This is a genomic window from Alkalihalobacillus alcalophilus ATCC 27647 = CGMCC 1.3604 (genome assembly GCF_000292245.2).
In the GTDB taxonomy this organism is placed as follows: Bacteria; Bacillota; Bacilli; order Bacillales; family Bacillaceae_D; genus Alkalihalobacillus; species Alkalihalobacillus alcalophilus.
The window spans coordinates 1-23,255 of the sequence record NZ_ALPT02000019.1; the positions used below are offsets into that span (position 1 = coordinate 1).

The window sequence follows — 23,255 nt, forward strand, 5'->3', positions numbered from 1 at the left end:
TTTTCACCTCCAATAGGAATGTATGTTCTTATTATACCCTAACAAGAATCTCTTTGGCTACCGCCAACCTCCATTCATCTCCCCCTTATCGTTGGGCTTCTCCCTTCACACGATTGAAGAGGGAGTCTTCTGTCGGGAAATGATAAATATAGTACTTATCTTGCTCATTATAAAAATACAAATTAAAACTATTTTTTTCATTTATCATTTTATCTACATTTGAAACAAGAAGAAACAGGCTAAAGTACATTATAACCATTGAAAAGTAGAGGGGGTTTGTAAGAATGCTTGTTATAATGTCAATTGGAGTGGGGTTACTCATTGGTTTTATGATTTTATTCTTAACTAGAAAGTTAATCATCTTTCAAAAGCCTAAAGTCATTATTTATTTTCCTAGTTTACTAACGGCTAGCTTATCGTTCCTTTTTATTCTAATTAATCTGTTCTTTTTCCAAGGATTTACCGAAACTATCTATTTACTTTTTTTTACAACCATTTTCCTCGTTACGATTATTACCTGGATGTATGCCAAAATGACGGTTGAGCAATATCGCTAAGGTGAGCACAGATGAAAAATGAGTAAATTTCGCCAAAACAAAGTGGACGGAAGGATTATCCTTCACATCCACTTTTCAGAAGACTACCGATAAAAAGGTTTTCGAACAACTGTATTTAGGATAGATCTGATTTGGTCTACTTTTCCAGCGGGAGTCCTAGAGGAGCTTTCGGTCTTCCAATGGAACTGTTTTGAGTCTGATAAACTCTACATCACAAGCTTTCCTCTCTAATAATCGCGAATAGATACCATTGCTCCTCTTCCTTTTCAAACATAAACCGTAATTTTTGTTCATCACTTTCAAGCTCGGTTGTGGCGTAATCAATCAAAACAGCTCTTGGGTGAGCCTTTATCAATTGTTCAATGCGCCCTTCTTCTTTTTCAATTTGGTGAAAGAGAACTTCTCGATAATCAATGTCATCTTCATTGTGATCTTTAAATAAATACTGTGACACATAGTCATTTAGGTTTAAATTTATTTCTAGTCCTTCTTGATCATATCCCCACATATACTTATCTCTTTTCTTATATTTTGTAAATTGTTCCCCCGTAAAGACGGTTTCGTATACATCTGTTGTCGCAGAATCTGCCAAAGCAACAAATGTTAGGTTTTTACTTGGATGAGTGACATCCGCTAATGATTCAAACTGATGATTTTTAAGCTTTTGGAATGTATCTTCCGCCAACCCTAATAACCACTGGGAATCTTCTATTGTTAATGGTTCCGCCTCCTCTGTTGATTCATGCTCTCCTTCTAAAATTGATGCTTCTTCCTCGTCTGATTGATTCATTTCTTCGTCTCGTTCGGTTTCCGTTTCCCCTGTAACACTGTCACTTGATTGACATGCACTTAAGCTAAAAACTAGAAAAAATAAAACGATGATAGTCAGAGTCGTCTTTTTCACATCAATTCCCCTTTACCGATAGATTGTCTAACGATATTCATATGTCCATATATATAAAATTAGACATCAACTAAACAAATCCTGTCAGTTGTATAAAGATGGGAAATTAGATGCGGTTCTTTCCTTTGTTTGTATTTATAAATTAGCACTATAGAAATTATTCGACGTCTACCGGCTTTAATAAAAGCGTTTCTCCACTTGGCTCAGCCATGACGGTTTTATGGTAGTTTCCATTAATCCAGTCTTCAAATTGGTCATCATACCATTTGCTTTTTACATGTTCTGATTGCCCTGGACCGACGATGTGGTAAGCTTCCGTTGAATGTTCCATATCAATTACATATCGCCATGATGCCCCGTGGTTGACGACACCATTATCACGGAAGGCTGCCGCTTGAACCGTTACTTGACTACCAGCAACAGGTTGGCCACCTTTGGAATTGAATAAATAATTTAAAGGAGACACACTTGATAATGGGTGAGTAAAGTGTACTTGATGGAAGTTGCCCCATTTCCATTGACTCATATTAGAACCTTCTGCCGCTTCGATTTGGTCAAGTGTCATTATAAGGGCTTCTGTTAAAACGTCCTCAAAACCGCCTGCCTCCTCTACCCATGGTCCAGGATTACCTGCCAATGCCCGCCGCAAAAGCTGATCAACAGCAGCACGTTCACCATTAAAAAGATCACGCATTTCTTCGGGAACTTGTTCATTAAATAAAACATCCGCGATTTTCCTCATCCATATATTAAAAATATAAGGAGCTGCTTGATCAATTTCGTCAAAATAATCCCATTCGGATAAGATGTTTAGTGCTTCCTTTTCTCTTGTCCCTTCCACTTGACTTAGAACTTCCATAAAAGGAGGAATAAATTCTGCCGCGTGTAAGTTTTTAATATCCATTTGTAAATCAATCATATCTTCTGCTGTAAAACCCTCTTCGTCACTTAATACTTCTACGATTCGTAACTGTCGGTAAGGTTGGGCCCAATGATGACTAATATGATAGGGGTATTCATCACTGATGACTTTATTATTTGCCGTTGCGATAAACCCTTCTTCTGGATTAACTAATCTCGGCAACTCATCAAATGGGACATAGCCATCCCAACCATACTCATCTGTCCAGCCTGGAACAGGTAATAACCCATTGCCCTGTTTACGAATTGGAATTTTCCCATTAGCTTTAAAAGCAATATTTCCTTCCGTATCAGCTACAACAAAATTTTGCACAGGTGTATGAAAATCTAATAAGCCCTCTTCAAACTCTTCCCAGTTTTTAGCTTTATTCATATTTAATATCGCTTCTAATTCAGTCGAGGGCTCAAGGGCGGTCCATTGCATAGAAAGAACCGTTTCACTTTCCGTCACATCTGCAAACTCAGAAATAACAGGACCATGACGAGTAATCGTCACTTCATAATCCAATGTTTCTTGCCCTTTCACTTTGATCGGCTCTGGAATCACTTGAGCTTCTTCCCATTCTCCATTGTATAAATATTGATTCGGATTTTCTGGATTTCTTTTTTCAATATATAAGTCTTGCACGTCTGGTCCTGTATTCGTGACACCCCAAGCGACATTTTCGTTATGCCCTAATATAATCCCAGGAACACCGGCAAAAATAACGCCACTAACATTAACTGTCGGAGCTTCAAGATGCATTTGATACCAAATAGATGGCGTCGCTAAACCTAAATGAGGATCATCTGCTAATAGCGGCATTCCACTCTCTGTTTTCTCCCCACTTAGGACCCAGTTATTACTGCCATTATGTTCATGGGGAATGACGGCATTTGCAAAAGCTTTCGTAAAATCTAGCTCTTCAACACCGATAATATAAGGGGCATCCTCTGGATATTCTGGAAATAAATCATAGGCTTTTTCTTCATCAAAACTTTGGATTAAGTATTGCCTAAACGCTTGATTTTCCCAATGGCCGCCTAAATCATAAGCCATATATTTGCCAATCGTTAAAGAGTCAACGATCGTCCACCCTTCCGGTTCATATCCAAGAATCGTAAACTCAACGGGCCACTTTCCATTTTGACGTAATTCTTCAATGTATAAGTTTACACCTAATGAGAACGCTCCCAAAACATTGATCCCTTCACTCGAATACGCTTGAACAGAATCCTCTGCGGCTCGTCGTAATCCTAATGTCCGAAAATATTTATCATTCTCAATCGAAGCCTCACCAATCACTTCACTTAATGTACCTGAAGCTTGTCTGCGACTAAGGTCCATTTGAAAAAGGCGATCCTGTGCTTGTATATAACCTTGAGCAATATAAAGATCCTGTTCGTTAGCCGCATTAATATGTGGGACACCCTTTTCATCGCGAATAACTGTGACCGGTTCACTCAAATGCTGTAGTGAGATTTCTCCCGTAATTTGCGGTAAAGAACGATTTAAAAATAGATTCCCTGCAACTAAGACTGCAATAACTAAAAATACAAGTCCAGCACCAGTCCATAACAGTCCTTTTTTCCACCTTTTTGTTGCCTTTTTCTTCACAATAACCGTTTCCAACTAAACCTTCCCCCTTTTATAAATCTCTACCTCTTAAAGGATTCTTTATTTAGTACCCATTCCCCTGTTTATCTATGAAAATTTATATACATAAAAAGTGATCTATAGCATCATGGAATCATTTTCTATTTGCGAGCGCCTTTCTAGTAATAGGAACCACTGAAGAAGTCTTATGCTCAACCTAGATTGAAAAGCCTCCTCTGATATGAAAAGCCGGTAACATTTTATAAAAGTAAAATGTCACCAGCTTTCATTCTATTTATTGGGAACGTAATGGATATTGATGAATAGCGTTCTATTCATCGCTCCCGAAAATCATGCTCCGCGTCCTGTGGGGTGCCGCTGAACTAACCGGCTAGGCCGGTGGATTTCAGCCTGCGACTAGATCCCACGAGAGTCTCCGCATGTTTTCGTCCGCTAGGGCACAGGATAATCTTAGTTCTCATCCTTGTAGGTAATAGCATGAAGTGACTAAATTCAAAACGGAGAAATAGAGAACCAAAAACACCTAAAATTTGTTCTTCGGACTCGTTTTCTACTTTCTATTGCTAGTTATGTCCCAGCCTACTCCTTTGTAGCCTATTAAAATAATGCTTGTCTTTCGTTTGAAAACTCGAAGAAAAATGGCAGGACGAGTAAAGTGATGATAAGAAAGGAAATCGCAAAACAAGTATAAATCCAAAAAGAGTCAACTAGATTAAACACAACAAAGCCTGGAAATAAAATAAACACAACTGTTGGAATACTCGTTCTGACATTGCTTTTTGTCGTTAAATATTGTTTCGTCTCACAAGCTGGGCATTTCCTTTTCCAATAATATTGAATCGACTCTTGATAACTAAATGAATGCTGGCACGTCGCACAAGTAGGTAGCTTCATCCCAATCCCCCTTCCCACTATTGAGTATCTATTATGAAAATTTTAACATATCCATCAACTAGCATCCAATTCTCGATAAAATCTCCTAAACATAGAAAAATAAAAATCTAGCAATTTTTTTATACTAAATCACAACTGTTCAGAATAAACTCTCTTAACGACCTATTTAGGGAGGGATTTTTTGCGACACTTCAGAACAAATCAAAAAGTGATACGACAAGCAACGATTTTTTTTACGGTCATAATGGTCAGCATTTTTATTATTCTCACTAGTATTGTGACCTTAACTGACTTTCACTCCAAAAACATTCACCGTGGGATTGAAGGTGTAAAGAGCACCTTTTTATTAGATTTTATGAGCATGGAAAATCAATATTTTGGACAAGCACTTCCCGCCGATTACCAATCTCCATCTGTTGGCGGAATTACATTTGAATTAGCGACCAATATTGAATTAGGTGATTTTCGTTCCTTGTTAGGTAGAGAAATACCGGGGCTTAACAGTCGGGATGTCCGTATCATCGTTGCTGGGGAAGGAACCGACATTACCAATCTTCCATATGAATCACCAGCACCATTAGAGGTTATTCTTGAAGAACGAGAGACGGTCAAAGATTGGGTTGATGAGGAAGAAGAACAGGAAGAGGCTCCATCTGTTGAACTCGCTGATGAGCCAGTCGTGCTTATTTATCATAGCCATAGTTGGGAATCATTTTTACCTCATTTACCAGGTGTAGATGATTTAAATCGTGCGACTAGTAACGACGTCAATATTATAAATGTCGGTGAACATTTACAAAAAGAACTAGAAAAACATGGAATTAAGACGGTTTTAGATACAACTAATATGACCGAGCTTTTAAATAACCTAGGGGAGGGAACTGGTTATTCATATCATGCCTCTCGTGAAATCGTCAAAGATTATTTAAATGAATATGAGAATATTGACTACATTATCGACCTTCATCGCGATTCAGCAAGATATAATACTACTCACGCCGAGATTGATGGCGAAGATTTTGCAAAATTATTTTTTGTTGTCGGAGAAGCCCATCCGAATTATGAAGTCAATGAAGCTTTAGCAAAAGATTTAAATAACCGTTTGGAAGAATGGGATAAGAATATTACACGTGGGATTTTTGGAAAAGATAAATCACAAGGGAATGGCGTTTATAACCAAGACTTAAGTGAAGGAGCAATTTTACTAGAGTTTGGTGGTGTTGATAACCATATGAACGAATTACACCGCTCTGCTGAGGTCTTTGCTGAAATCTTTAGTGAATATTACTTTGAACAGTTGGAGGAAGAATAAGTTCCACTATAAGAGGCTCTTTCAAATGGTAATAGCATCATTTGAAAGAGCCTGATTACTTTCTTTAAATCTTTTTATAAAAACCTTATTGACAATTCAGCTAAAAGCTTGTATATTTATAAATGTCATTAATACATATCCCACAGGATCCGTTAGCTCAGCTGGGAGAGCGCTACCTTGACAGGGTAGAGGTCACTGGTTCGAGCCCAGTACGGGTCATTTAAACAACAAAAACACCTTCCTTTATAGGAGGTGTTTTTTCTCTTTGAATAAATTTAAAGAAACATTTTGGATGACATCTTTTATCCTTTTTCCCTATGTAACTCGATCACTTTTTTAAGATAAGCTTCTACTGACTCTTTTTCTGTCCCAACTTTTTTCTCTCTTTCTTCATCGTCTTTTATTCTTTGTTTTGTTCTATTTAAAATTTCCTCTTGCTGTCCTTTTGGAATAACCACAACGCCATCTGCATCACCGACAACGATGTCGCCTGGATTGACTTGAACCCCTCCACAAACGATCGGTCTATTGATTTCACCGATTTTATTTTTTTTACTAGCTGCTGTTGTCGTGCCTAGACAAAACACAGGTAAATCTAATTCTTTGATACCGATAATATCTCGAATGACACCATCTGCGACAACTCCGTTTAACCCACGAGACTTTGCCAACCCGATAATAAAATCACCAGCAAACGCATTTTTTGTACCACCTTCTCCATTAATCACTAAAACATCACCTGGTTTGGCATGATAAATAGCTTCTAACACAGAGATATTCTCTCCTGCTGATATTTGAACAGGATAAGCAGGGCCTGCTAAATGCCAGTCTTCTTTTAATGGCTTTATCGACATGTCCATATAATTCTTACTTCCTAAGGCATCTGTAATAGATGTCGTTGGTAGATTCATAAACTCATTCATGTTTGCCATTCATAAACCCTCCAGTTTTTTAGTTTGAGTAAAAGATTAAGCATTTTTCTTTAAAAATAGTCCTAACGATCAACAATCGTCAAAACCTCCTCCGCAATCTCCCTTGAAGTTAATTTCGACGTATCAAATCTCTTCTCATATTCAGTATTTCCATAAACAGCCTTTTGCCACCTAAGGACTGGTTCTGGGATTTGTCCGTTTTCTAATTGATTCCCCCATGTAGCCATCCTTCTCTGCATAATCACTTCATCCGGACAATAAATACTAAAAACAAAAAATCGGTAATCATGGAGAATCTTTTGCATTTCTTTCATTGGGTTCCATTTTGAGACGTAGTGGTGATGGAAACCAACATCGACGACAACTGAAAAACCTTGGTCACTATAAGCTTTAATACTATCAAACAATGCTAAATAGAGCTTCGTTACCGTTTCTTCAAGCTCAGGAAACTCTCCACCCGGCCTTAAGCCCATCGCCGGTGAAAATTTAGAATCAATGATAGAAGCGGTATTGTCCACACCGATATGAATCCATATTTCATCCGAGATGATTTGAAGCTCAGTCGCAACAGATGATTTGCCTGCACGAGGGACTCCATTTAAAAAGACGATCTTTCCTTTATTTATCTTCAACACCTTCTAACCAGTTCATCTCCTTATGTGTCAACACAATCCTTGCCCCTTCATAACAAAAAGGTTCTTGTTTTAACAACATTCGGGCTGTTCTAACAGGCCTTCATAATGACCATAAGCAATAGCTATCTTTCATTTTTCAGCGAACGGTTACATCCTTATAAATGACGTTTATATCTTAAAGACTTCAATCCGATTTCACTTGGATATCCGTGAGCCAGTTCCTCACCTTGATAAACAAATCCTACTGCTTCATAAAAGGGAATGCCCATCCTATTATTCTTCAACACTGACACCCATTGTTCCTTCGCTCCCCGTTCAATTTGCTCAGCTGTTATAGCTTCCAGAAGCTGAGTTCCAATCCCTTCTCTTTTTCTAGTAGGTTCTAAGTACAGCACAAATAACTCAGATACATCCTGAGCTATAAACCCACCACCACCAGCTCCAACAATCGTTTCAGTTTCATCATCAACCGCAACAAACCAACCATTCCAATCCTGACTGGTCGTTTTGATTTCCTGTTCAATTCTTTCCTTAACATAAAATTCTCTAATTGTCTTTTCTATAAAATTTGGAGGTATTAAACCTTTATAAGTGTGATACTGTGCCTCTACACAAACCTGAACAATTTGATCGGCATCTTTTAAAGAAGCCTTTCTAACATGAATCATTTTACCACCCCCTTCTATACATCTTCCAACTTTATTATAATCATTTAGTTTCAGTTATTACAAAATATTAAATTAATTCAGTTTATTTTATTTGCCTTTGCCGATTTTTATAGGCTACTCGCACTGATTTTTTTCTAAAGACGATCTAGATACCGAATAAACAAACACATCTTTCCCCCATTTGTGGATCTTCTTTTCGACTTTCATCCCAATTCTTTCAGCCACTTTAATCGAAGGAATATTTTTCACATCAGGTAATGATACTATTTTGGGTAGATTCATCTGCTCAAACCCAAAATGTTTACATGCTAAAGCAGCTTCTGTAGCATATCCATGCCCCCATGCACGCCTAGCAAAAAGATAACCTATTTCCATTACAAGAGAACCTTCCACTTCTTGTGGAACAATTCCACACTGCCCAAGAAATTCTCCTGACTTTTTATCTTCTACAATCCAAAGACCAACTCCGTATTTTTTATAATTAGATATGGTCCAATCGACCCATTCACTCGTTTCCTGTATATTTTTCGTCGAAGGGTAATATGTCATTGCTTCTGGATCTGAGAAGATTTCTAATAAATCACGGACATGATCATGATTCATTTCTTTTAAAGTTAATCTTTCCGTCGTTATCACTATTTTTCTCATTTTAAGCCTCCTAAAAAATGCATACAATTCTAATTACTCAACTTTCGCATCGAGAAAAAAATAATAGGCCCTCCGGCGGTCGCTCCCAAACAGACACTCCGCGTATGGTTTTGGTAGCGACAGCCGAAGCGCTTCATTTTAGTGAACAGATTCCTTCAACTGCCTACTAAGAAAGAGATGTGTTCAGACTGTCAACGATTGAACCGTCCATGTAAAGTCAATTTGAGTCTTGTATCGCCCTAAAGTCAATCTCTATCAACGGTTAAGAGTCAATTATACTCTGCGAAAGTTGAGTTATTAAATATCAGCAAAAGAAAAAAAGCTCAAAAGACTGAGCCTTTTTGTCGTTCAGTTAAAAAATTTCCCGTAAATCTTTAAACGATTGGATTCGATAATCGTAATCTTCTACTTCCCCAAATCCGTATTCAGCGAACACAAACTGAACGCCCGCTTCCTTTGCAGCGTTACAATCACCTTTTGTATCGCCAACATATACAGGTGCGGCTAATTGATTTCTTTCCACAATAAGTTGAATGTTTTTCCCTTTTGGTAACCCTGTCCGGCCAGGGTTCTCAAAGTCTTGAAAGTATTTTTCAAGCTGATGGTATTCATAAAAGGATTCAATATAGCCATCTTGGCAATTGCTGACGATAAAGAGCTTATATCTTTTGGAAAGGTACTCTAAAACGGATTCCACATCATCATAAAGTAAACCGCCTTTTTTAGCTAAAGAGCTATTTTCCTGCTCATTACATTCATTTAAAACTTCATTTCTCTCATTCTCACTTAATTGAGGTAATAGGATTCTCCCAATCTCCTCCACTTGTAGACCCATCGTTTTGCTAAAATCAGCAATCGTTAATTTCGTCTCAATGTCTCTATTTTGTAAAACTTGATTCCAAACCGCAAGCACCGCTTCTCTTGAATCCCAAATTGTTCCGTCTAAATCAAAAATAATACTGTCCATCGTTTCACCTCTTTAAGAAATTCTACCATCCACCCGATCGTACCCTTTCATTTCTACTTATTCAACTACAATCCCTCAATCACTACCTATAAACAAACTGATTCCCATCCCGTATATCCTTCCAACAATCTTCATGCTGCTTATTTACGAGCTTTGGTATTTCGTCTTTTTTGAAAAACTTTAATTGAAGTGTTTCTTTTTCATCCTTTTCCAAATCGCCACCTAAAATGGAGCAATTAAAGAAAAAAAGGATCGTCTGTGCCTTGTCCCCATTAGGATATTCATCCTCATATTTTGTATAAACACCTAACAACCGCTCAGCTTTAACATCTAAACCTGTTTCTTCTTTAATTTCTCGTATCGCCGCTTCCTCCGCTGATTCGCCGAGCTCTATCGCACCACCAGGGAAACCCCACATGTTTTTATCTGCTCTTCTTTGCAATAAAATTTCACCTTGTCCATTTTCAATACAAGCCCCGGCAAAATTTAAAAATACACGCTCTGTCCCAACCTTACTTCTTAACCATTTGATATAATCCATTTCATACTCCCCTTACCTCAAATCATATCAGCGTCTAAAACTCATTGACTCAAATGTTCATGAATGAGCTTCCATTCCGCACACTCTTTTTTAAAAACATTCGTCGCTCTCCCTTGGCCAGAGACAAACTTACCTTCTAATAACCCTTCATAATGATATGTATAAATACACGTTGCCACCTCATCAGAAGTCGCAAGCCATTGCACATCGTTTGCTGAATAAACCTCTTCTTTAATGACAGACCAACTATGTTCAAAATAGCTTTGAATTTGCTCCTTCGTTGTACATGTTTTATCCGAAAACCAATAAATCGCATTAGGATGAAGATGTTTGGCTACCTCATTAAAATCATGAGTATTTGTCGCGGCTATGTATTGCTCTAACGCTTGTTTAAAATCCATCACTATACCTCCTTGTATGATTTCTTAAGTTTCTTTTAAACACTACTCGCTCATTTCCATGCCCATCATAATCGGAAAAGACCGGTACCCCGTCAACTTCCTTATCACCTTGTACCATTTGAAAGCCAAGTCGCGAGTGGAAAGCAATCGACCTTTTATTAATTGGTGATGTGATCGCTGTCACTATGTTGATTCCTCTCTTTTGAACATGCTCAAAAAAAGAATAATAGAGTTGGGTACCCACACCATCTTGACGATATTCTGGATGTACTCCAACAAAATGAATATAGGCTTCATTCGGCTTAGATTGCGACAAAAAACCAATAAGAAAGCCAACTATTTTTTGCTCTTTTTCAATCACAAAACTAGTATCATTAAAATGGTCAAAAAATAATCTAGGTAGTAAATGAGCCATCTCTCTCCCACCCCACCATCCATTCATAACAGAGCTTATTTTATTATAATCTTCTGACTTTGAATGACGTATTTTCATAACGAATCCCTCCTTAGCTTCATGATAATGGATCAACTGTAATTAACGGCCACTTTGACTTCCAACATTTTTCGTTCATTCTTTTTTGATAAATCTTATGCAACGACTTATTTTCGAGAAAATGCGGGGTAGGCTTTATCGCTAAATTCAACAAATCATCTAGCCCACACGGGCAGGTTAACTGTAATTCTCCTTTTTCATTTAGCTTCACTCCAAGAGCGGTTGCCGTTTCTGGAAATTTTGAAATGGCGTCCTCTGATGACTGATACGGCGGAAGTCCATTGATGACATGCATCCTTGCTTGATTTTTGACAGACCAAGGCGTATGAGGTTGTATCTCTATTAATTTTTGTTCCCATTCTTTTTCAATTTGTTCACTCGTTTTGTGTGGGTCAAAATAAATGACATCGATATCAGACATTGAGGTTTTCTCCGGAAATTGGTGCAAAGTATCCCATACCTTTGTTCGAACAAATCCCGCACAAACCCACCAATCTTGTAAAGAAGCTACAATTCTTATTATTTCCATCATTTCTTTATCTTTCCTAATTAAGTTTAACACATCCGACTCTGAATTTAACATTTTAGCAACTCCCATTACAGAATGTACGTTCGTTATTATACCATATTCTTTCCTTTTTTACCTTTAACCTATTGTAAAAATAGCTTTTTATCGTTTACAATAGGTGTATGATTGAAAATGATTTTCATTTAATACATATAGAAAAGAGCTGTTTTATGGACTTAATTAATTTTTCTCACAACGCTATTACTACAGAAGAAGAACTAAGAGATATTATCCAAGCCCCTCATGAGCTAGTCGTAAAAAAGAGCATTTCAATCATCGATGAGCATTGCGAAAAATTTATTGCTAAGTCGCCTCTCTTTCTACTATCGACCTGCAATGCAGAGGGCAAATGTGATGTTTCACCACGAGGAGACTTCCCAAGCTCGATCAAAATTTTAAACAAACATCAATTAGTAATTCCTGATCGTCCAGGCAACAGACGACTAGACTCCATTCAAAACATTATGTCGAACCCACATATTGGTCTTATTTTTTTAATTCCAGGGTTAAATGAAGTTCTACGCATAAATGGGCGAGCCACAGTCATTAAAGATAAACAACTTTTAGGAAACATGAGTTTAAACGGTAAGCCTCCATTACTAGGGATCGGAGTAGATGTAGAGGAATGCTTTATCCATTGTCCGAGAGCTTTAAACGAGTCAAAAGTTTGGGATACTAGTACTTGGATAAACAAAACCGAACTCCCTTCAAGTAAAGACATTTTTCATGACCACTTAAAAATAAATGGAATAGAATTAAAGAATTAAGATTCTTTCACCTAAGTTTAGTTGAATACATAACTTAAACCCGTATTTCTGATTACGAACATAACCAAAAATACGGGTCAAAGTTATTAGCTTTTTTTCAGAGCTAACTATTTTACTAGGTCGACCTGAACAAGATCTGCCTTTCCATCATGAATCCGAATGATCGTTTCCTTGCCTTTCAACTCTGCTTTAAACACTCCATTTGTAAATTCAGTCGCAACTGCTTGAAAATAAATTCCTTTGATTAAATAATTTTCACATTTGTCGAGCAATAACTCGTACTCTCCATTCTCTTTCACAATATAAGCGGTGACTCCTCGTTGGTACATTTCTTCTTCTGTTTGAAGCTGTTCTTTTTTCATAGAGATAATGTGTAAATCCACATCTGTTAAATGATGGAGTAATTCATGAATAAGTGACCCCTTTGTAAGGACTTCCCATTTCGAAATAGGTGGCTGCCCCATGACCAATTGAGTTATATTGAACTCTTTTGTTGTTGCCGTAATAATATCAGCAATTCGTTTTTGGCCCTTTGTTTTCCAAATAAATTGACATTCATACTGAGTTGCTAGTTGTTCAAAAAACTTCTTATGCTCTGCTACTGTAAAATCTTTAGAGTCATATTCTCTGTTTTCAATTGAAAGTACATAACATGGAACACCATATAAACTAGATAGTTTTTTCCTTTTTTAATGAGTTTTTCTGCATTCTTCCCATAGCTTACACAAACTAAGATAGAGCCTTGCATCTCGAACACTCCTTCTGCATTCACATCAAATTAAGTGCAACAGATAAGTCATCATTAAGATATGATTGTCATGATGATTTAAGAATGGTGAATGTATTAAATCGAATTTTTGAAATTTCATGTATATTTTAACATATTCAATTGGAAATTGTTATGACATATCTTAAATCCAAAAATAAAAAACGTCACCTAGTAGTTGATGACGTTTCATTTCTATATGAAAGCTTCTACAACGACTCCCCTCCTACATTCACATATAATACTCATTATTTCTTCGCTTCATTTGACTATGAAAGGCCATCTTTAACCAAATGCTATTTGTGATAATCGTCGCGATACATAGGACCAAAACTGTATAAATAAATCCGTGTTCAACATTAATTAAAAAAAGGGAAGAAAAAGCGCCAAGCAATAGTGCCCCAGATAGCAAAAGGCCAACTCCACAACTAAAAGCCATCACATACCTCATTGCATCGATCCCCATTGCATAAACAATTAGCTGAGCAAAATAGAAAAAGATAATCATGCCAATAGCTATCCACATCTCAAAACTACCAAACTGATTATGTGGCCAAGTATGTGACAATGGGGATAAGGACGTAACAACTAAAGTAGAACTTAAAAAAATGGCTGACAGTAAACTGACAATAATCAAGCTGATTTTAGGTTTTTCACTTTCCATAAATTCTCCTCATTTCTCTATATATCAGAGTTAGTTTAAGTGTCTTTTCTATAATCCAGTGTTTATCTTAAGGGACTAAAGGAAAAACAAAATAGAAAAAAATAAGAACCATTATTCCACCAAGACCAAAACAAAAAGTCAGAGTCCGAATTCCCTTTTGTCGAATAAAAAACGAGACAACTAGAAGGATAATCGAAACAATCGGAAACAGCATCACCAGTACTCCCATCAAATACCCTCCCCTAATTGAAATTGTGGCTAAGGAAAACGGTCTACTCGTTAAAAAATGGTTACATTAGTTATGTCTACTCCATTCTCGCATCACTCTTAAATTATAAATCAACTAAATAATGGAAACAATCATATTCTAAAAATTTTGTTTCATTCAGAAAGATTGGAAATAATCTATAGTAGTTCTTTTTAACTTTTCATCAAATCATTGACAAATCTTTTATGCTATTATGATTGAGATGCTTCTTTAATTTGTGGTTACCCACTTTACTTAAAATGAAACGAGAAGATAAAAGGAAAAGGAGAATCATTATGGACATTCGTTTAATACATATGGAAGAAGAGCCGCCGTACGATTTGCTTTTATTAGCTGATCCATCATTGAAGCTCGTCCAAAATTATCTTGATAGAGGGTTTTGTTATCTCGCCTTTTTGGAGAATAAATTAATTGGAACTTATGTGCTTTTACCGACAAGACCAGAGACTATTGAGCTTGTAAACATCGCAATTAAAGAAGAGGAACAAGGGAAAGGTTTTGGCAAACAACTTATTAAGCATTCACTAGAAGTGGCACGGGCTCTTAGCTTTAAAACAGTAGAAATCGGCACAGCTAATTCAAGTGTTTCTCAACTAGCCCTTTATCAAAAATGTGGTTTTCGCCTTACAGGAATCGATAAAGACTTTTTTATTCGCCATTATGAGGAAGAAATTTTTGAAAATGGTATTCAAGCTGTTGATATGATTCGTTTATCCATTGATTTATAAGGGAATCGATGAATGGCTCATTTTTATCACATTCATTTGATTGTCTAATATCTTCTAACTGAAACAGCAATTCATTTTATTCATTTTTTGAATGTGATATAGTGAAACTGAATACAAAGTGAAGGATGATTTGATGAGTAAATTAACAGCGTTTGTAGGCACATATACAAATGGAGACAGTAAAGGCATTTACCGATTTTCCTTTGACCCAACAAGTGGTGTCATCGACGAACCGGAATTAGTCGCCGAAGTAGATGGACCCACATACTTAACCGTAAGTGAAGATAATCAATTTCTTTATGCCGTCGCAAAAAATGCAGAGGGTGGTGGAATTGCCGCCTTTAAGATTGATGAAAAAGAACAGCTGCAGCTTTTAAATCAATCCGTTTCGGATGGTGCAAGCCCATGCCATGTGAGCCTTAATAAAAAAGGAGATTTACTTTTTAGTGCTAATTATCACCGTGGACAAGCAGATGTATATACTTTAAATGATAATGGGGAAATTACAGAAAATACAGCTACCATTACCCATACTGGTTCTGGTCCAAACGAAAAAAGACAAGAAAAAGCACATGCTCATTATGCTGGCTTAACTCCTGATGGAAAATATGTAGCAGTTGCTGATCTCGGAACCGATAAAATCGCTGTCTACCAACTAGAAAACAATGAACTTTTGCCTCATATCGAGGTTGATGTAAAACCAGGCAGTGGTCCTAGACATATTGCCTTCCACCCAAATGGAAAATTTGCTTACGTCAATGCTGAGTTAAGTTCCGAATTAATTGTCTTTGCTTACAATGAAGGACAGTTTAAAGAAATTCAAACCGTTGGAACATTACCCGATGACTTCTTAGGTGAAAGCACGAGTGGAGCCCTACATTTGTCTAAAGATGGCCGATTCGTTTATGTCTCTAATCGTGGACACGACAGCATTTATGTGTTTGAAATTGACCAAGATTCTGGTGAAGTTGAATACCGCTCATCCGTTACAAGTGGAGGCGAACACCCACGCGACTTTATTTTAGACCCAAGCGAAAAATATTTATTTGCCGCGAACAAAGACACAAGTAATATCGTCATGTACGTACGTGATGACAACACCGGTGCTTTAACAAAAACCGAAAAGGAATTCGCTCTCCCAAATCCAGTATGTATTAAATTTTTGCATTATAAATAGAGGGACAGAAGAGACAATAAAAAGTGGATGAGTTAATCTTCTCATCCACTTTTTCTATTCAACTATTTAATTCATTAAATCCGTTACATTACCAGTTTTGGGGTCAACGCTATACCAACCCCAAGTTGACGTGTGTCCTTCACTCGTATCAGGATTATCAATAACGACCTCATATACTTGGAATACCCATTCACCATCAGCATTTTCATGATCATATTGAACTTGATAGTTAGGACTGTTCTCTATTCCAGCGAAAACTGCTACTAATTCAGCCGCATCATCTCTTGACATCGTACCTTCTGGAGCTTCATAATCATCATTTCCACCGACTGTATCTTGGCCTGAGTTAGATGAATCCGTACTATCATTATTATCAGTTTCGTTTGAATCATTCGTATTCTCATCTTCAGTTGTTTCTTCTACGACTTCTTCAGCTTCCGGCTCCACCACTTCTTCACCCTCATCATCTGCTTCTAATGCTTCTTCAAGACGAGCTCTCCACTCACCTAATTCTGCTAGAAGTTCTTCTAAGACCGCGTGTGGTTCCTCTGGTACTTCATAACCTTCTACACGATCAAAGGCTTCTTCATATGCTTCTTCCTCATAAAGAGTTGAAACTTCAGCTAATAAGTCTGCCAGTTCATTCATTTGTGTTTCAACTAATAAGAGCAGATCCTTTTGAACATCAGCTTGTGCTTGTAGCAACTGAGTTTCTTCAGAATCAGATTCACTTTCTTCAATATCTAAAATGTGGCTATGTGCTGTTTCAAAGTCACCTTCATTAAATGAAAGATGAAGCTCTATCATACTTTCCACATCTGCTAAAATGATGAAATCATCTGCTTCTTCTTTTTCTTCCAGCGCTGACTCTAACGCCATTTTTGCATCTTCATATCGTTCTTCTTTAATCGCTTCAAGTGCTTCCTCTTTATGTTCCTTATACACCTGTGATGTACAAGCCGTAACAAATAAAAGAGCTACAAGAAGACTTAATATGTACACTTTTTTCACTAGTTAAGACCCCCTTATTTCCTATTATAAAAGTTATATCAAAAAAATGACAACCCCAAAAAAGAAATGTTTTTAGATTCATTATTATGACTCATTTCCTATTTCATCATTTTGACAAAAAAAAACCTAGTCTAAGACTAGGTTTGTATGTATATGTTTGGCGCGCCTAGTAGGACTCGAACCTACAACGCAAGAACCGGAATCTTGAATGATATCCCTTTCACCATAGGCGCATGTTTTGAAACGACATCATTAAATTTAATATAAATCCTGTATAAAGTCAAGAACTTTTACAGAATTCAAAACTAAGTCTCCTCCCATCTACAAAAGAATAGGAGGAGTCAAGGCCATTATTTAGCTGGACCTTCTTCTAACATTTCATTAAATCGTTCATTAATATCATCTTCTGTATAACCAGCTTCTACTAAACGGGCTGATAAATTTTTCGCCCATAACTCTAAACGTTGAGCCATTTTAGAGTATTTTTTCGCTTCGCTTCCCTTTTTCTCATTCGCTCGTCCATTTGCATTGGACATCACGTTCTCAACAATAAATAAAGCTTTCCAAACAGATTCCTGTTCTAAAGATTCATGAGTTGCTCCTAACTCATCGACGACTTTTTTATAAAAATCATTGAATTCTTTAAATGAAATTTCCTCTTCCATATTTAAATAAACTTGAATTTGCTCGTATAGTGTTTGCATCTAATCTTGACACTCCTTTAATAATCTCAGCTTATTATAACACTTTTTTCAATTAAGTAAAATTGCCCTCTAAACAAAAAAACACGCTTGCAGCCAATTATTAGCTACTAAGCGTGTTCATCTTTTCCATTACTTAATGAATTCATCAAATGCTTTCTCAAGCTTTTGAACAACTTGAATTGGTTCATGCCCTTCAATTTCATGTCTTTCAACCATCATTTGAATTTCTCCGTCCTTTAATAAGGCAAATGAAGGAGAGGAAGGAGCATACCCTTTAAAATAATCACGTGCTTTCGCTGTCGCCTCTTTATCCTGTCCCGCAAATACAGTGACAAAGCGATCTGGCTTCACTTCGTAGTTTCTCATATAAGCTGCTGCTGGACGTGCAATCCCTCCAGCACACCCACAAACTGAATTGACCATTACGAGAGTCGTACCTTTATCTTGTAAAGCTGTATCTACATCCTCTGTCGTTTTTAACTCTTGGTAACCAGCTGTAACCATTTCTTGTCGTGCTACTTGAACAACATCATTCATAAAAAAATTAAATTCCATCTAGAAAACCTCCTAATCGCTAACTTAACGTACATTACTGCCATTGTACATTGAATTCGCGATAAAACCAACTATTAAACTCACGATTTTTGACAATCGACTAGGACGCTCAAAAGAAAAGGCTAATTAAGTGCTTTTTCAAGTGCTTCAATATTTTTTTTCATAAGCGAAAAATAATCCTCGTTATTTTCAATATCAGCTGGCATAAGCACTTCTAGATTGTGTAAATACAATGCCTCTGTGTTCGTTTCACCTTGAACCACTTCTGCCATTTTAGAAGGAATATTTTGTTCCATCATAATATAATTCAAGTCGTTTTCTTCTGCTAAATCAATAATATCCTGGATTTGTTTATGTGATGGTTCATTTGTACCAGACAATCCAGTAATTCCAATCTGATGTAGTCCATAACGATGTTCCCAATAACCGTATCCGGCATGCGAAACGATAAATGTATCTTTTTGTGCTGTGTTAGCCATTTGTTGAAAATCAGCGTCTAACTGTTCTAACTGCCCCTTAAGCTGCTGAAAATTTTCTTCAAAATAATCTTCATGTTCTGGTTTCAGTTCCACTAACGCCTTTTTCACGTTCTCTGCCATTGAAATTGAAAGAAGTGGATCTAACCAAAGATGCGGATCTTGGTCACCGTGATGATGGTCATGGTCTCCATGCTCTTCTTCATGACTTTCACCATGGTCATGGTCCTCATGCTCTTCTTCATGTCCTTCGCTATGGTCATGGCCTTCATGGTCTTCTTCATAGCCTTCTTCATGGCTTTCACTATGGTCATGGCCTTCATGGTCTTCTTCATGTCCTTCACCATGCTCATGACCTTCATGCTCCTCTTCATGACCATCACCATGGTCATGATCATGTGAACTTTCTATTAAAGAAATGCCTTTAGAAGCTTCAACAACACTTACATTTTCGTTTTTTACAGTCTCAATTAATGCCTCAACAAAGCCTTCTAAACCAGAGCCATTATAAAGAAAAACGTCCCCATCTGCTACCTCAATCATATCTCTAGCAGTCGGCTCATATGTATGAGCATCAGCACCCGGCGGAATCATATTTTCAACGACTACATACTCTCCACCAATCTTTTCTGCAAAATCCTGGAGGGGATAGATTGTTGTAAAAATCGTTAATGTCTCTCCATCTTCACTGTTGTCAGTATTGTTACTTTCTTCACTTGTCCCTTCATTACAAGCACTAATAATTAATAAAGTTACTAATAAGAACAAATATTTTATATGCTTCTTCATCAAAAGAACCTCCCCTTATTCGTAATGATTACGTTTTATCACTTTTTGAATTATATCGGAATCTTTACGATTTGTAAATATATAAATTAAAAAAATGTCCCACAAGGTCGATTCACCTTTATGGGACAGCTTTTTGGCTGTATTTATTCTTGTTTTAGCTTTTCTTCTAGCATTTGATTCATTTTTTCGTAATGCTCAAATAATTGTGGGAGAATCTTTTTAATTTTGGCTTCATCACGTAATTCCACAGCTTCATTAAACTTTTGTAGCAATTCCTTATGAGCTTCTTTCCACTCACCTTTTTCAGTGTGTTCATTTAAATCATCGTCTTTATGTTTTTGATGCTCTCGCCATTGCTTCATTAATACTTTTCTTTGCTGCCTAATCTCATTCCATTTTTCAACTTGCTCTGGGGCGAATTTTTGTGCAAGTAATTCATAGTAATAATCAAGATGGACGATAAAGTCTTTATGATACTGATGATGTCCAGATTTCTCCCTTTGCTCAGTAGGTGGTTCTCCCTCTGCAAAAGCGACCGACTGAAACATCAGAAAAACAGCTGTCATTGTTATCATATAAACAAAAGGTCTCTTTGTTAATAACTCCATATTCAAACACTCCTTTATTTCCTTATATGGTTAGAATGACCAAAAAGACAAGTTTCATTCATATTTCTCTTTATTCAAACATTCAACCCTAACTTAAAGGAGTTAAAACCACTTTAAAGCTTGAAGAGACCACCGATAAACCGTTTAAACAGGCTGGAACAAAGCTGTAAGCTCGAAATATAAAAAACCCCTTACAACGAAAGAGGAAATCCGATCGCTCCCGAGATGGGGGGCACGCTTTCCGCAGGACGCGGAGCATGATTTTCGGGAGCGGTGAATCGAGCCCCATTCATCGCCATCCACTTTGATTCTAATAAATTGAACGAAAACCGGTAACATTTGACGAGTCAAATGTTACCGGTTTTTCATATCAGAGAAGGGTTTTGTCCCAGCCTCTTTGTTTAATAAATCGATGTATTTTTTTCGTTCATATTTTCGAGGTTTTCTTTTACTTTTGCAAGGAATCTGCCACAAACTAAACCATCCAACACACGATGATCTAATGATAAGCATAAATTCACGATACTGCGAACAGCAATCACGTCTCCTTGCTCCGTTTCTAAGACAACTGGTCTTTTAACTATGGACTCAATCGATAAAATCGCAGCTTGTGGATGATTAATAATCGGCGTTGACATAATTGAACCGAATGCTCCCGTATTATTAATCGTAAATGTCCCATCCTTCATTTCATTTGCTTGTAGTTTACCGGAACGAACTTTGCCGGAAAGCTCAGTAATTTCGCGTGCTAATCCTTTGACCGTCTTTTCATCAGCATTTTTTATAACTGGGACAAACAAAGCATCCTCTGTAGCAACAGCTAAAGAAATATTGATATCTTTTTTCTGGATGATTTTATCTCCAGTCCACATTGAATTGAGTTGTGGATATTCTTTTAATGCCTCAACTGCGGCCTTAATAAAGAAAGGTAAAAAAGTTAGGTTATAGCCTTCTTTCTCTTTAAAAGACTGCTTAACGCTATTCCGATATTGGACAAGGTTTGTAACATCTACTTCAATCGTTAACCAAGCATGCGGAGCTTCATGTTTACTTTTTAACATATTAGCTGCGATCGCTTTTCGGACTCCTGTGACTGGAATTTCAATATCTCCAGTAGCTGACTTCACTTCTGAATAAGCAGGCTTTTCGTTCGATTGAATTGGCTCTTTAATTGAATCACTCTTACTACCCGAGCTTACCACAGCCGTTTCAGTTTTTTGACCACCTGATTCAATAACTGCTTGCAAATCTTTACGTGTAATTCGTCCACCTTTTCCAGAACCATTTACCCGTTCTAAATCAATGTTATGTTCTCCCGCTAATCGTAAAACGGCTGGAGAATAGCGTTTCTTTTGGCTCGTATCTTTCTCCTCGATTACGGCACTTGAATCCTGCTTATTATCCTTCGCTTCAGCTCTTGCCACTTCAACGGTTTCTTTTGGCTCCGCTCCTTCTGGTTCAATCGTACAAATGACGGTTCCAACTGAAACGGTATCATCAACATTTACAAGGATCTCTTGAATCGTTCCAGTAAATGTTGATGGAATTTCTGCATTTACTTTATCGGTAATAACCTCAGCAATCGGTTCATATTTATTTACTTTATCACCTGGTGCGACAAGCCAATTACTAATCGTTCCTTCTGTTACACTCTCACCTAATTGAGGCATTTTAATTTCTGTTGCCATGTTAATCTCCTTTCTCGTTAAAATTCCGCTAGTTCTCTCATTGCTTTTTCAACTTTATCGGGATTAATCATAAAATGCTTTTCCATTGTTGGGGCATATGGCATTGCTGGAACGTCAGGACCCGCAAGCCTTTGAATCGGTGCATCCAAATCAAATAAACAATGTTCAGCTATAATAGCAGCTACTTCACTCATTACACTACCTTCTTTATTATCCTCTGTAACTAGAAGCACCTTACCTGTTTTACTTGCGGCTGTAATAATCGCTTCTTTATCAAGAGGGTAGACCGTTCTTAAATCAACAACTTCGACACTAATTCCATCAGCCGCTAACTTTTCCGCCGCTTGTAGGGCAAAGTGGACAGCCAATCCATATGTAATAACGGTAAGATCTTCCCCTTCACGCTTAACATCCGCCTTCCCAATCGGTAGCGTATAATCATCGTCTGGAACTTCCCCTTTAATTAAACGATAAGCTCGCTTATGCTCTAAGAAAATAACCGGATCATCATCACGAATCGCCGCTTTTAAAAGTCCCTTCACATCATATGGAGTAGAAGGCATCACAATTTTTAGACCAGGCACATTGGCAAAAATCGCTTCAATCGATTGTGAATGGTACAATGCTCCGTGAATCCCACCTCCATAAGGTGCTCGGATCGTGATCGGACACGACCAATCATTGTTCGAACGATAACGAATTTTGGCTGCTTCTGAAACAATCTGATTAATAGCAGGCATAATAAAATCAGCAAATTGCATTTCAGCAACAGGTCTCATTCCGTACATTGCGGCTCCGATTCCCACTCCAGCTATTGCTGACTCAGCTAATGGTGTATCAATAACACGCTCTTCCCCAAATTGCTCATAAAGCCCCATCGTGGCACGGAAAACGCCACCTCTAGCTCCAACATCTTCTCCTAAAACAAAAACATCCTCATTTCTTTCCATCTCTTCTTTTAAAGCAAGTGTTACGGCTTCTATATAAGAACGAATCGCCATATTATTCCCTCCTCT

Annotated in this window: 27 protein-coding genes and 2 tRNA genes; 6 read left to right on the top strand and 23 right to left on the bottom strand. The window is 37.3% G+C overall.

Annotated features, from left to right (window positions below; genetic code table 11):
• Positions 1-284: 284 nt before the first annotated feature.
• The gene (locus BALCAV_RS06940) at positions 285-557 is read left to right on the top strand and encodes a hypothetical protein (RefSeq protein ID WP_003322687.1); all 273 of its coding nucleotides are present in this window, start codon (positions 285-287) and stop codon (positions 555-557) included.
• Positions 558-768: 211 nt separating this feature from the next.
• On the opposite strand, the gene BALCAV_RS06945 is transcribed toward BALCAV_RS06940, so the two are convergent.
• From BALCAV_RS06945 to BALCAV_RS06955, 3 genes are all read right to left on the bottom strand, one after another.
• A complete protein-coding gene (locus tag BALCAV_RS06945; RefSeq protein ID WP_003322688.1) occupies positions 769-1,461 on the bottom strand; it encodes a hypothetical protein in 693 nt (230 codons plus the stop codon).
• A gap of 157 nt (positions 1,462-1,618) precedes the next feature.
• A complete protein-coding gene (locus BALCAV_RS06950) occupies positions 1,619-3,994 on the bottom strand; it encodes a penicillin acylase family protein (protein WP_003322689.1) in 2,376 nt (791 codons plus the stop codon).
• A gap of 582 nt (positions 3,995-4,576) precedes the next feature.
• Positions 4,577-4,873, bottom strand: coding sequence for a TIGR04104 family putative zinc finger protein (locus tag BALCAV_RS06955; RefSeq protein WP_003324592.1), 297 nt, complete (start codon positions 4,871-4,873; stop codon positions 4,577-4,579).
• 181 nt (positions 4,874-5,054) lie between these two features.
• On the opposite strand from BALCAV_RS06955, the gene spoIIP reads away from it, so the two are divergent.
• Positions 5,055-6,185: a stage II sporulation protein P gene (gene spoIIP, locus BALCAV_RS06960; protein ID WP_003324593.1), complete on the top strand. Its 1,131-nt coding sequence runs from the start codon at positions 5,055-5,057 to the stop codon at positions 6,183-6,185.
• Positions 6,186-6,331: 146 nt separating this feature from the next.
• A tRNA-Val gene (locus tag BALCAV_RS06965) sits at positions 6,332-6,404 on the top strand.
• Positions 6,405-6,487: 83 nt separating this feature from the next.
• Here BALCAV_RS06965 and BALCAV_RS06970 read toward each other — a convergent pair.
• The 9 genes from BALCAV_RS06970 to BALCAV_RS07010 form a co-directional block, all read right to left on the bottom strand.
• Positions 6,488-7,117, bottom strand: a complete 630-nt coding sequence (locus BALCAV_RS06970) for an RraA family protein (protein WP_003324595.1) — start codon at positions 7,115-7,117, stop codon at positions 6,488-6,490.
• Between the two features lie 62 nt (positions 7,118-7,179).
• Positions 7,180-7,749, bottom strand: a complete 570-nt coding sequence (locus BALCAV_RS06975) for a phosphotransferase-like protein (protein ID WP_003324596.1) — start codon at positions 7,747-7,749, stop codon at positions 7,180-7,182.
• A gap of 158 nt (positions 7,750-7,907) precedes the next feature.
• Complete coding sequence (locus tag BALCAV_RS06980; RefSeq protein ID WP_003324597.1) at positions 7,908-8,420, bottom strand: GNAT family N-acetyltransferase; 513 nt, start codon at positions 8,418-8,420, stop codon at positions 7,908-7,910.
• Positions 8,421-8,534: 114 nt separating this feature from the next.
• Positions 8,535-9,068: a GNAT family N-acetyltransferase gene (locus BALCAV_RS06985; RefSeq protein ID WP_003324598.1), complete on the bottom strand. Its 534-nt coding sequence runs from the start codon at positions 9,066-9,068 to the stop codon at positions 8,535-8,537.
• A gap of 352 nt (positions 9,069-9,420) precedes the next feature.
• Positions 9,421-10,035: an HAD family hydrolase gene (locus BALCAV_RS06990; RefSeq protein WP_003324664.1), complete on the bottom strand. Its 615-nt coding sequence runs from the start codon at positions 10,033-10,035 to the stop codon at positions 9,421-9,423.
• An 82-nt stretch (positions 10,036-10,117) separates the two neighbouring features.
• Positions 10,118-10,576, bottom strand: a complete 459-nt coding sequence (locus BALCAV_RS06995; RefSeq protein ID WP_003324665.1) for an NUDIX hydrolase — start codon at positions 10,574-10,576, stop codon at positions 10,118-10,120.
• 41 nt (positions 10,577-10,617) lie between these two features.
• Positions 10,618-10,977 (bottom strand): YybH family protein, encoded by a 360-nt coding sequence (locus tag BALCAV_RS07000; protein ID WP_003324666.1) that lies wholly within the window; start codon positions 10,975-10,977, stop codon positions 10,618-10,620.
• A complete protein-coding gene (locus BALCAV_RS07005) occupies positions 10,967-11,470 on the bottom strand; it encodes a GNAT family N-acetyltransferase (RefSeq protein ID WP_003324667.1) in 504 nt (167 codons plus the stop codon). Before BALCAV_RS07005 ends, BALCAV_RS07000 begins: the two co-directional genes overlap by 11 nt.
• 19 nt (positions 11,471-11,489) lie before the next feature.
• Positions 11,490-12,053, bottom strand: coding sequence for a nucleotidyltransferase family protein (locus BALCAV_RS07010; protein WP_003324668.1), 564 nt, complete (start codon positions 12,051-12,053; stop codon positions 11,490-11,492).
• A 155-nt stretch (positions 12,054-12,208) separates the two neighbouring features.
• Here BALCAV_RS07010 and BALCAV_RS07015 point away from each other — a divergent pair, with 155 nt between their 5' ends.
• Positions 12,209-12,805, top strand: coding sequence for an MSMEG_1061 family FMN-dependent PPOX-type flavoprotein (locus BALCAV_RS07015; RefSeq protein WP_003324670.1), 597 nt, complete (start codon positions 12,209-12,211; stop codon positions 12,803-12,805).
• A gap of 107 nt (positions 12,806-12,912) precedes the next feature.
• Here the strand turns inward: BALCAV_RS07015 and BALCAV_RS07020 are convergent, their stop codons facing one another.
• From BALCAV_RS07020 to BALCAV_RS22250, 3 genes are all read right to left on the bottom strand, one after another.
• Complete coding sequence (locus tag BALCAV_RS07020) at positions 12,913-13,275, bottom strand: adenine nucleotide alpha hydrolase family protein (RefSeq protein WP_152563036.1); 363 nt, start codon at positions 13,273-13,275, stop codon at positions 12,913-12,915.
• 528 nt (positions 13,276-13,803) lie between these two features.
• Positions 13,804-14,235 (bottom strand): DUF5391 domain-containing protein, encoded by a 432-nt coding sequence (locus BALCAV_RS07025; RefSeq protein ID WP_003324673.1) that lies wholly within the window; start codon positions 14,233-14,235, stop codon positions 13,804-13,806.
• Positions 14,236-14,302: 67 nt separating this feature from the next.
• Complete coding sequence (locus BALCAV_RS22250) at positions 14,303-14,464, bottom strand: hypothetical protein (protein ID WP_160173393.1); 162 nt, start codon at positions 14,462-14,464, stop codon at positions 14,303-14,305.
• A gap of 314 nt (positions 14,465-14,778) precedes the next feature.
• On the opposite strand from BALCAV_RS22250, the gene BALCAV_RS07030 reads away from it, so the two are divergent.
• Positions 14,779-15,231 carry a GNAT family N-acetyltransferase gene (locus BALCAV_RS07030; RefSeq protein ID WP_004427667.1) on the top strand — a complete coding sequence of 151 codons (453 nt, stop codon included), beginning with the start codon at positions 14,779-14,781 and terminating at the stop codon, positions 15,229-15,231.
• Between the two features lie 133 nt (positions 15,232-15,364).
• A complete protein-coding gene (locus tag BALCAV_RS07035; RefSeq protein ID WP_004427669.1) occupies positions 15,365-16,408 on the top strand; it encodes a lactonase family protein in 1,044 nt (347 codons plus the stop codon).
• Positions 16,409-16,474: 66 nt separating this feature from the next.
• Here BALCAV_RS07035 and BALCAV_RS07040 read toward each other — a convergent pair whose 3' ends face one another.
• The 8 genes from BALCAV_RS07040 to BALCAV_RS07075 form a co-directional block, all read right to left on the bottom strand.
• The gene (locus BALCAV_RS07040; RefSeq protein WP_004427671.1) at positions 16,475-17,419 is read right to left on the bottom strand and encodes a hypothetical protein; all 945 of its coding nucleotides are present in this window, start codon (positions 17,417-17,419) and stop codon (positions 16,475-16,477) included.
• A gap of 158 nt (positions 17,420-17,577) precedes the next feature.
• Positions 17,578-17,652 (bottom strand) — tRNA-Arg (locus BALCAV_RS07045).
• Between the two features lie 117 nt (positions 17,653-17,769).
• Entirely contained in the window at positions 17,770-18,123 is a 354-nt protein-coding gene (locus BALCAV_RS07050) for a hypothetical protein (protein WP_004427672.1), read from the bottom strand.
• Positions 18,124-18,252: 129 nt separating this feature from the next.
• The gene (locus BALCAV_RS07055) at positions 18,253-18,678 is read right to left on the bottom strand and encodes a BrxA/BrxB family bacilliredoxin (RefSeq protein WP_004427674.1); all 426 of its coding nucleotides are present in this window, start codon (positions 18,676-18,678) and stop codon (positions 18,253-18,255) included.
• Positions 18,679-18,800: 122 nt separating this feature from the next.
• Positions 18,801-19,943 (bottom strand): metal ABC transporter solute-binding protein, Zn/Mn family, encoded by a 1,143-nt coding sequence (locus BALCAV_RS07060; protein ID WP_040323760.1) that lies wholly within the window; start codon positions 19,941-19,943, stop codon positions 18,801-18,803.
• Positions 19,944-20,086: 143 nt separating this feature from the next.
• Positions 20,087-20,551 carry a hypothetical protein gene (locus tag BALCAV_RS07065; protein ID WP_004427677.1) on the bottom strand — a complete coding sequence of 155 codons (465 nt, stop codon included), beginning with the start codon at positions 20,549-20,551 and terminating at the stop codon, positions 20,087-20,089.
• 401 nt (positions 20,552-20,952) lie between these two features.
• Entirely contained in the window at positions 20,953-22,239 is a 1,287-nt protein-coding gene (locus BALCAV_RS07070; protein WP_003323230.1) for a dihydrolipoamide acetyltransferase family protein, read from the bottom strand.
• A 17-nt stretch (positions 22,240-22,256) separates the two neighbouring features.
• Positions 22,257-23,240 (bottom strand): alpha-ketoacid dehydrogenase subunit beta, encoded by a 984-nt coding sequence (locus tag BALCAV_RS07075; protein WP_003323229.1) that lies wholly within the window; start codon positions 23,238-23,240, stop codon positions 22,257-22,259.
• Positions 23,241-23,255 lie beyond the last annotated feature (15 nt).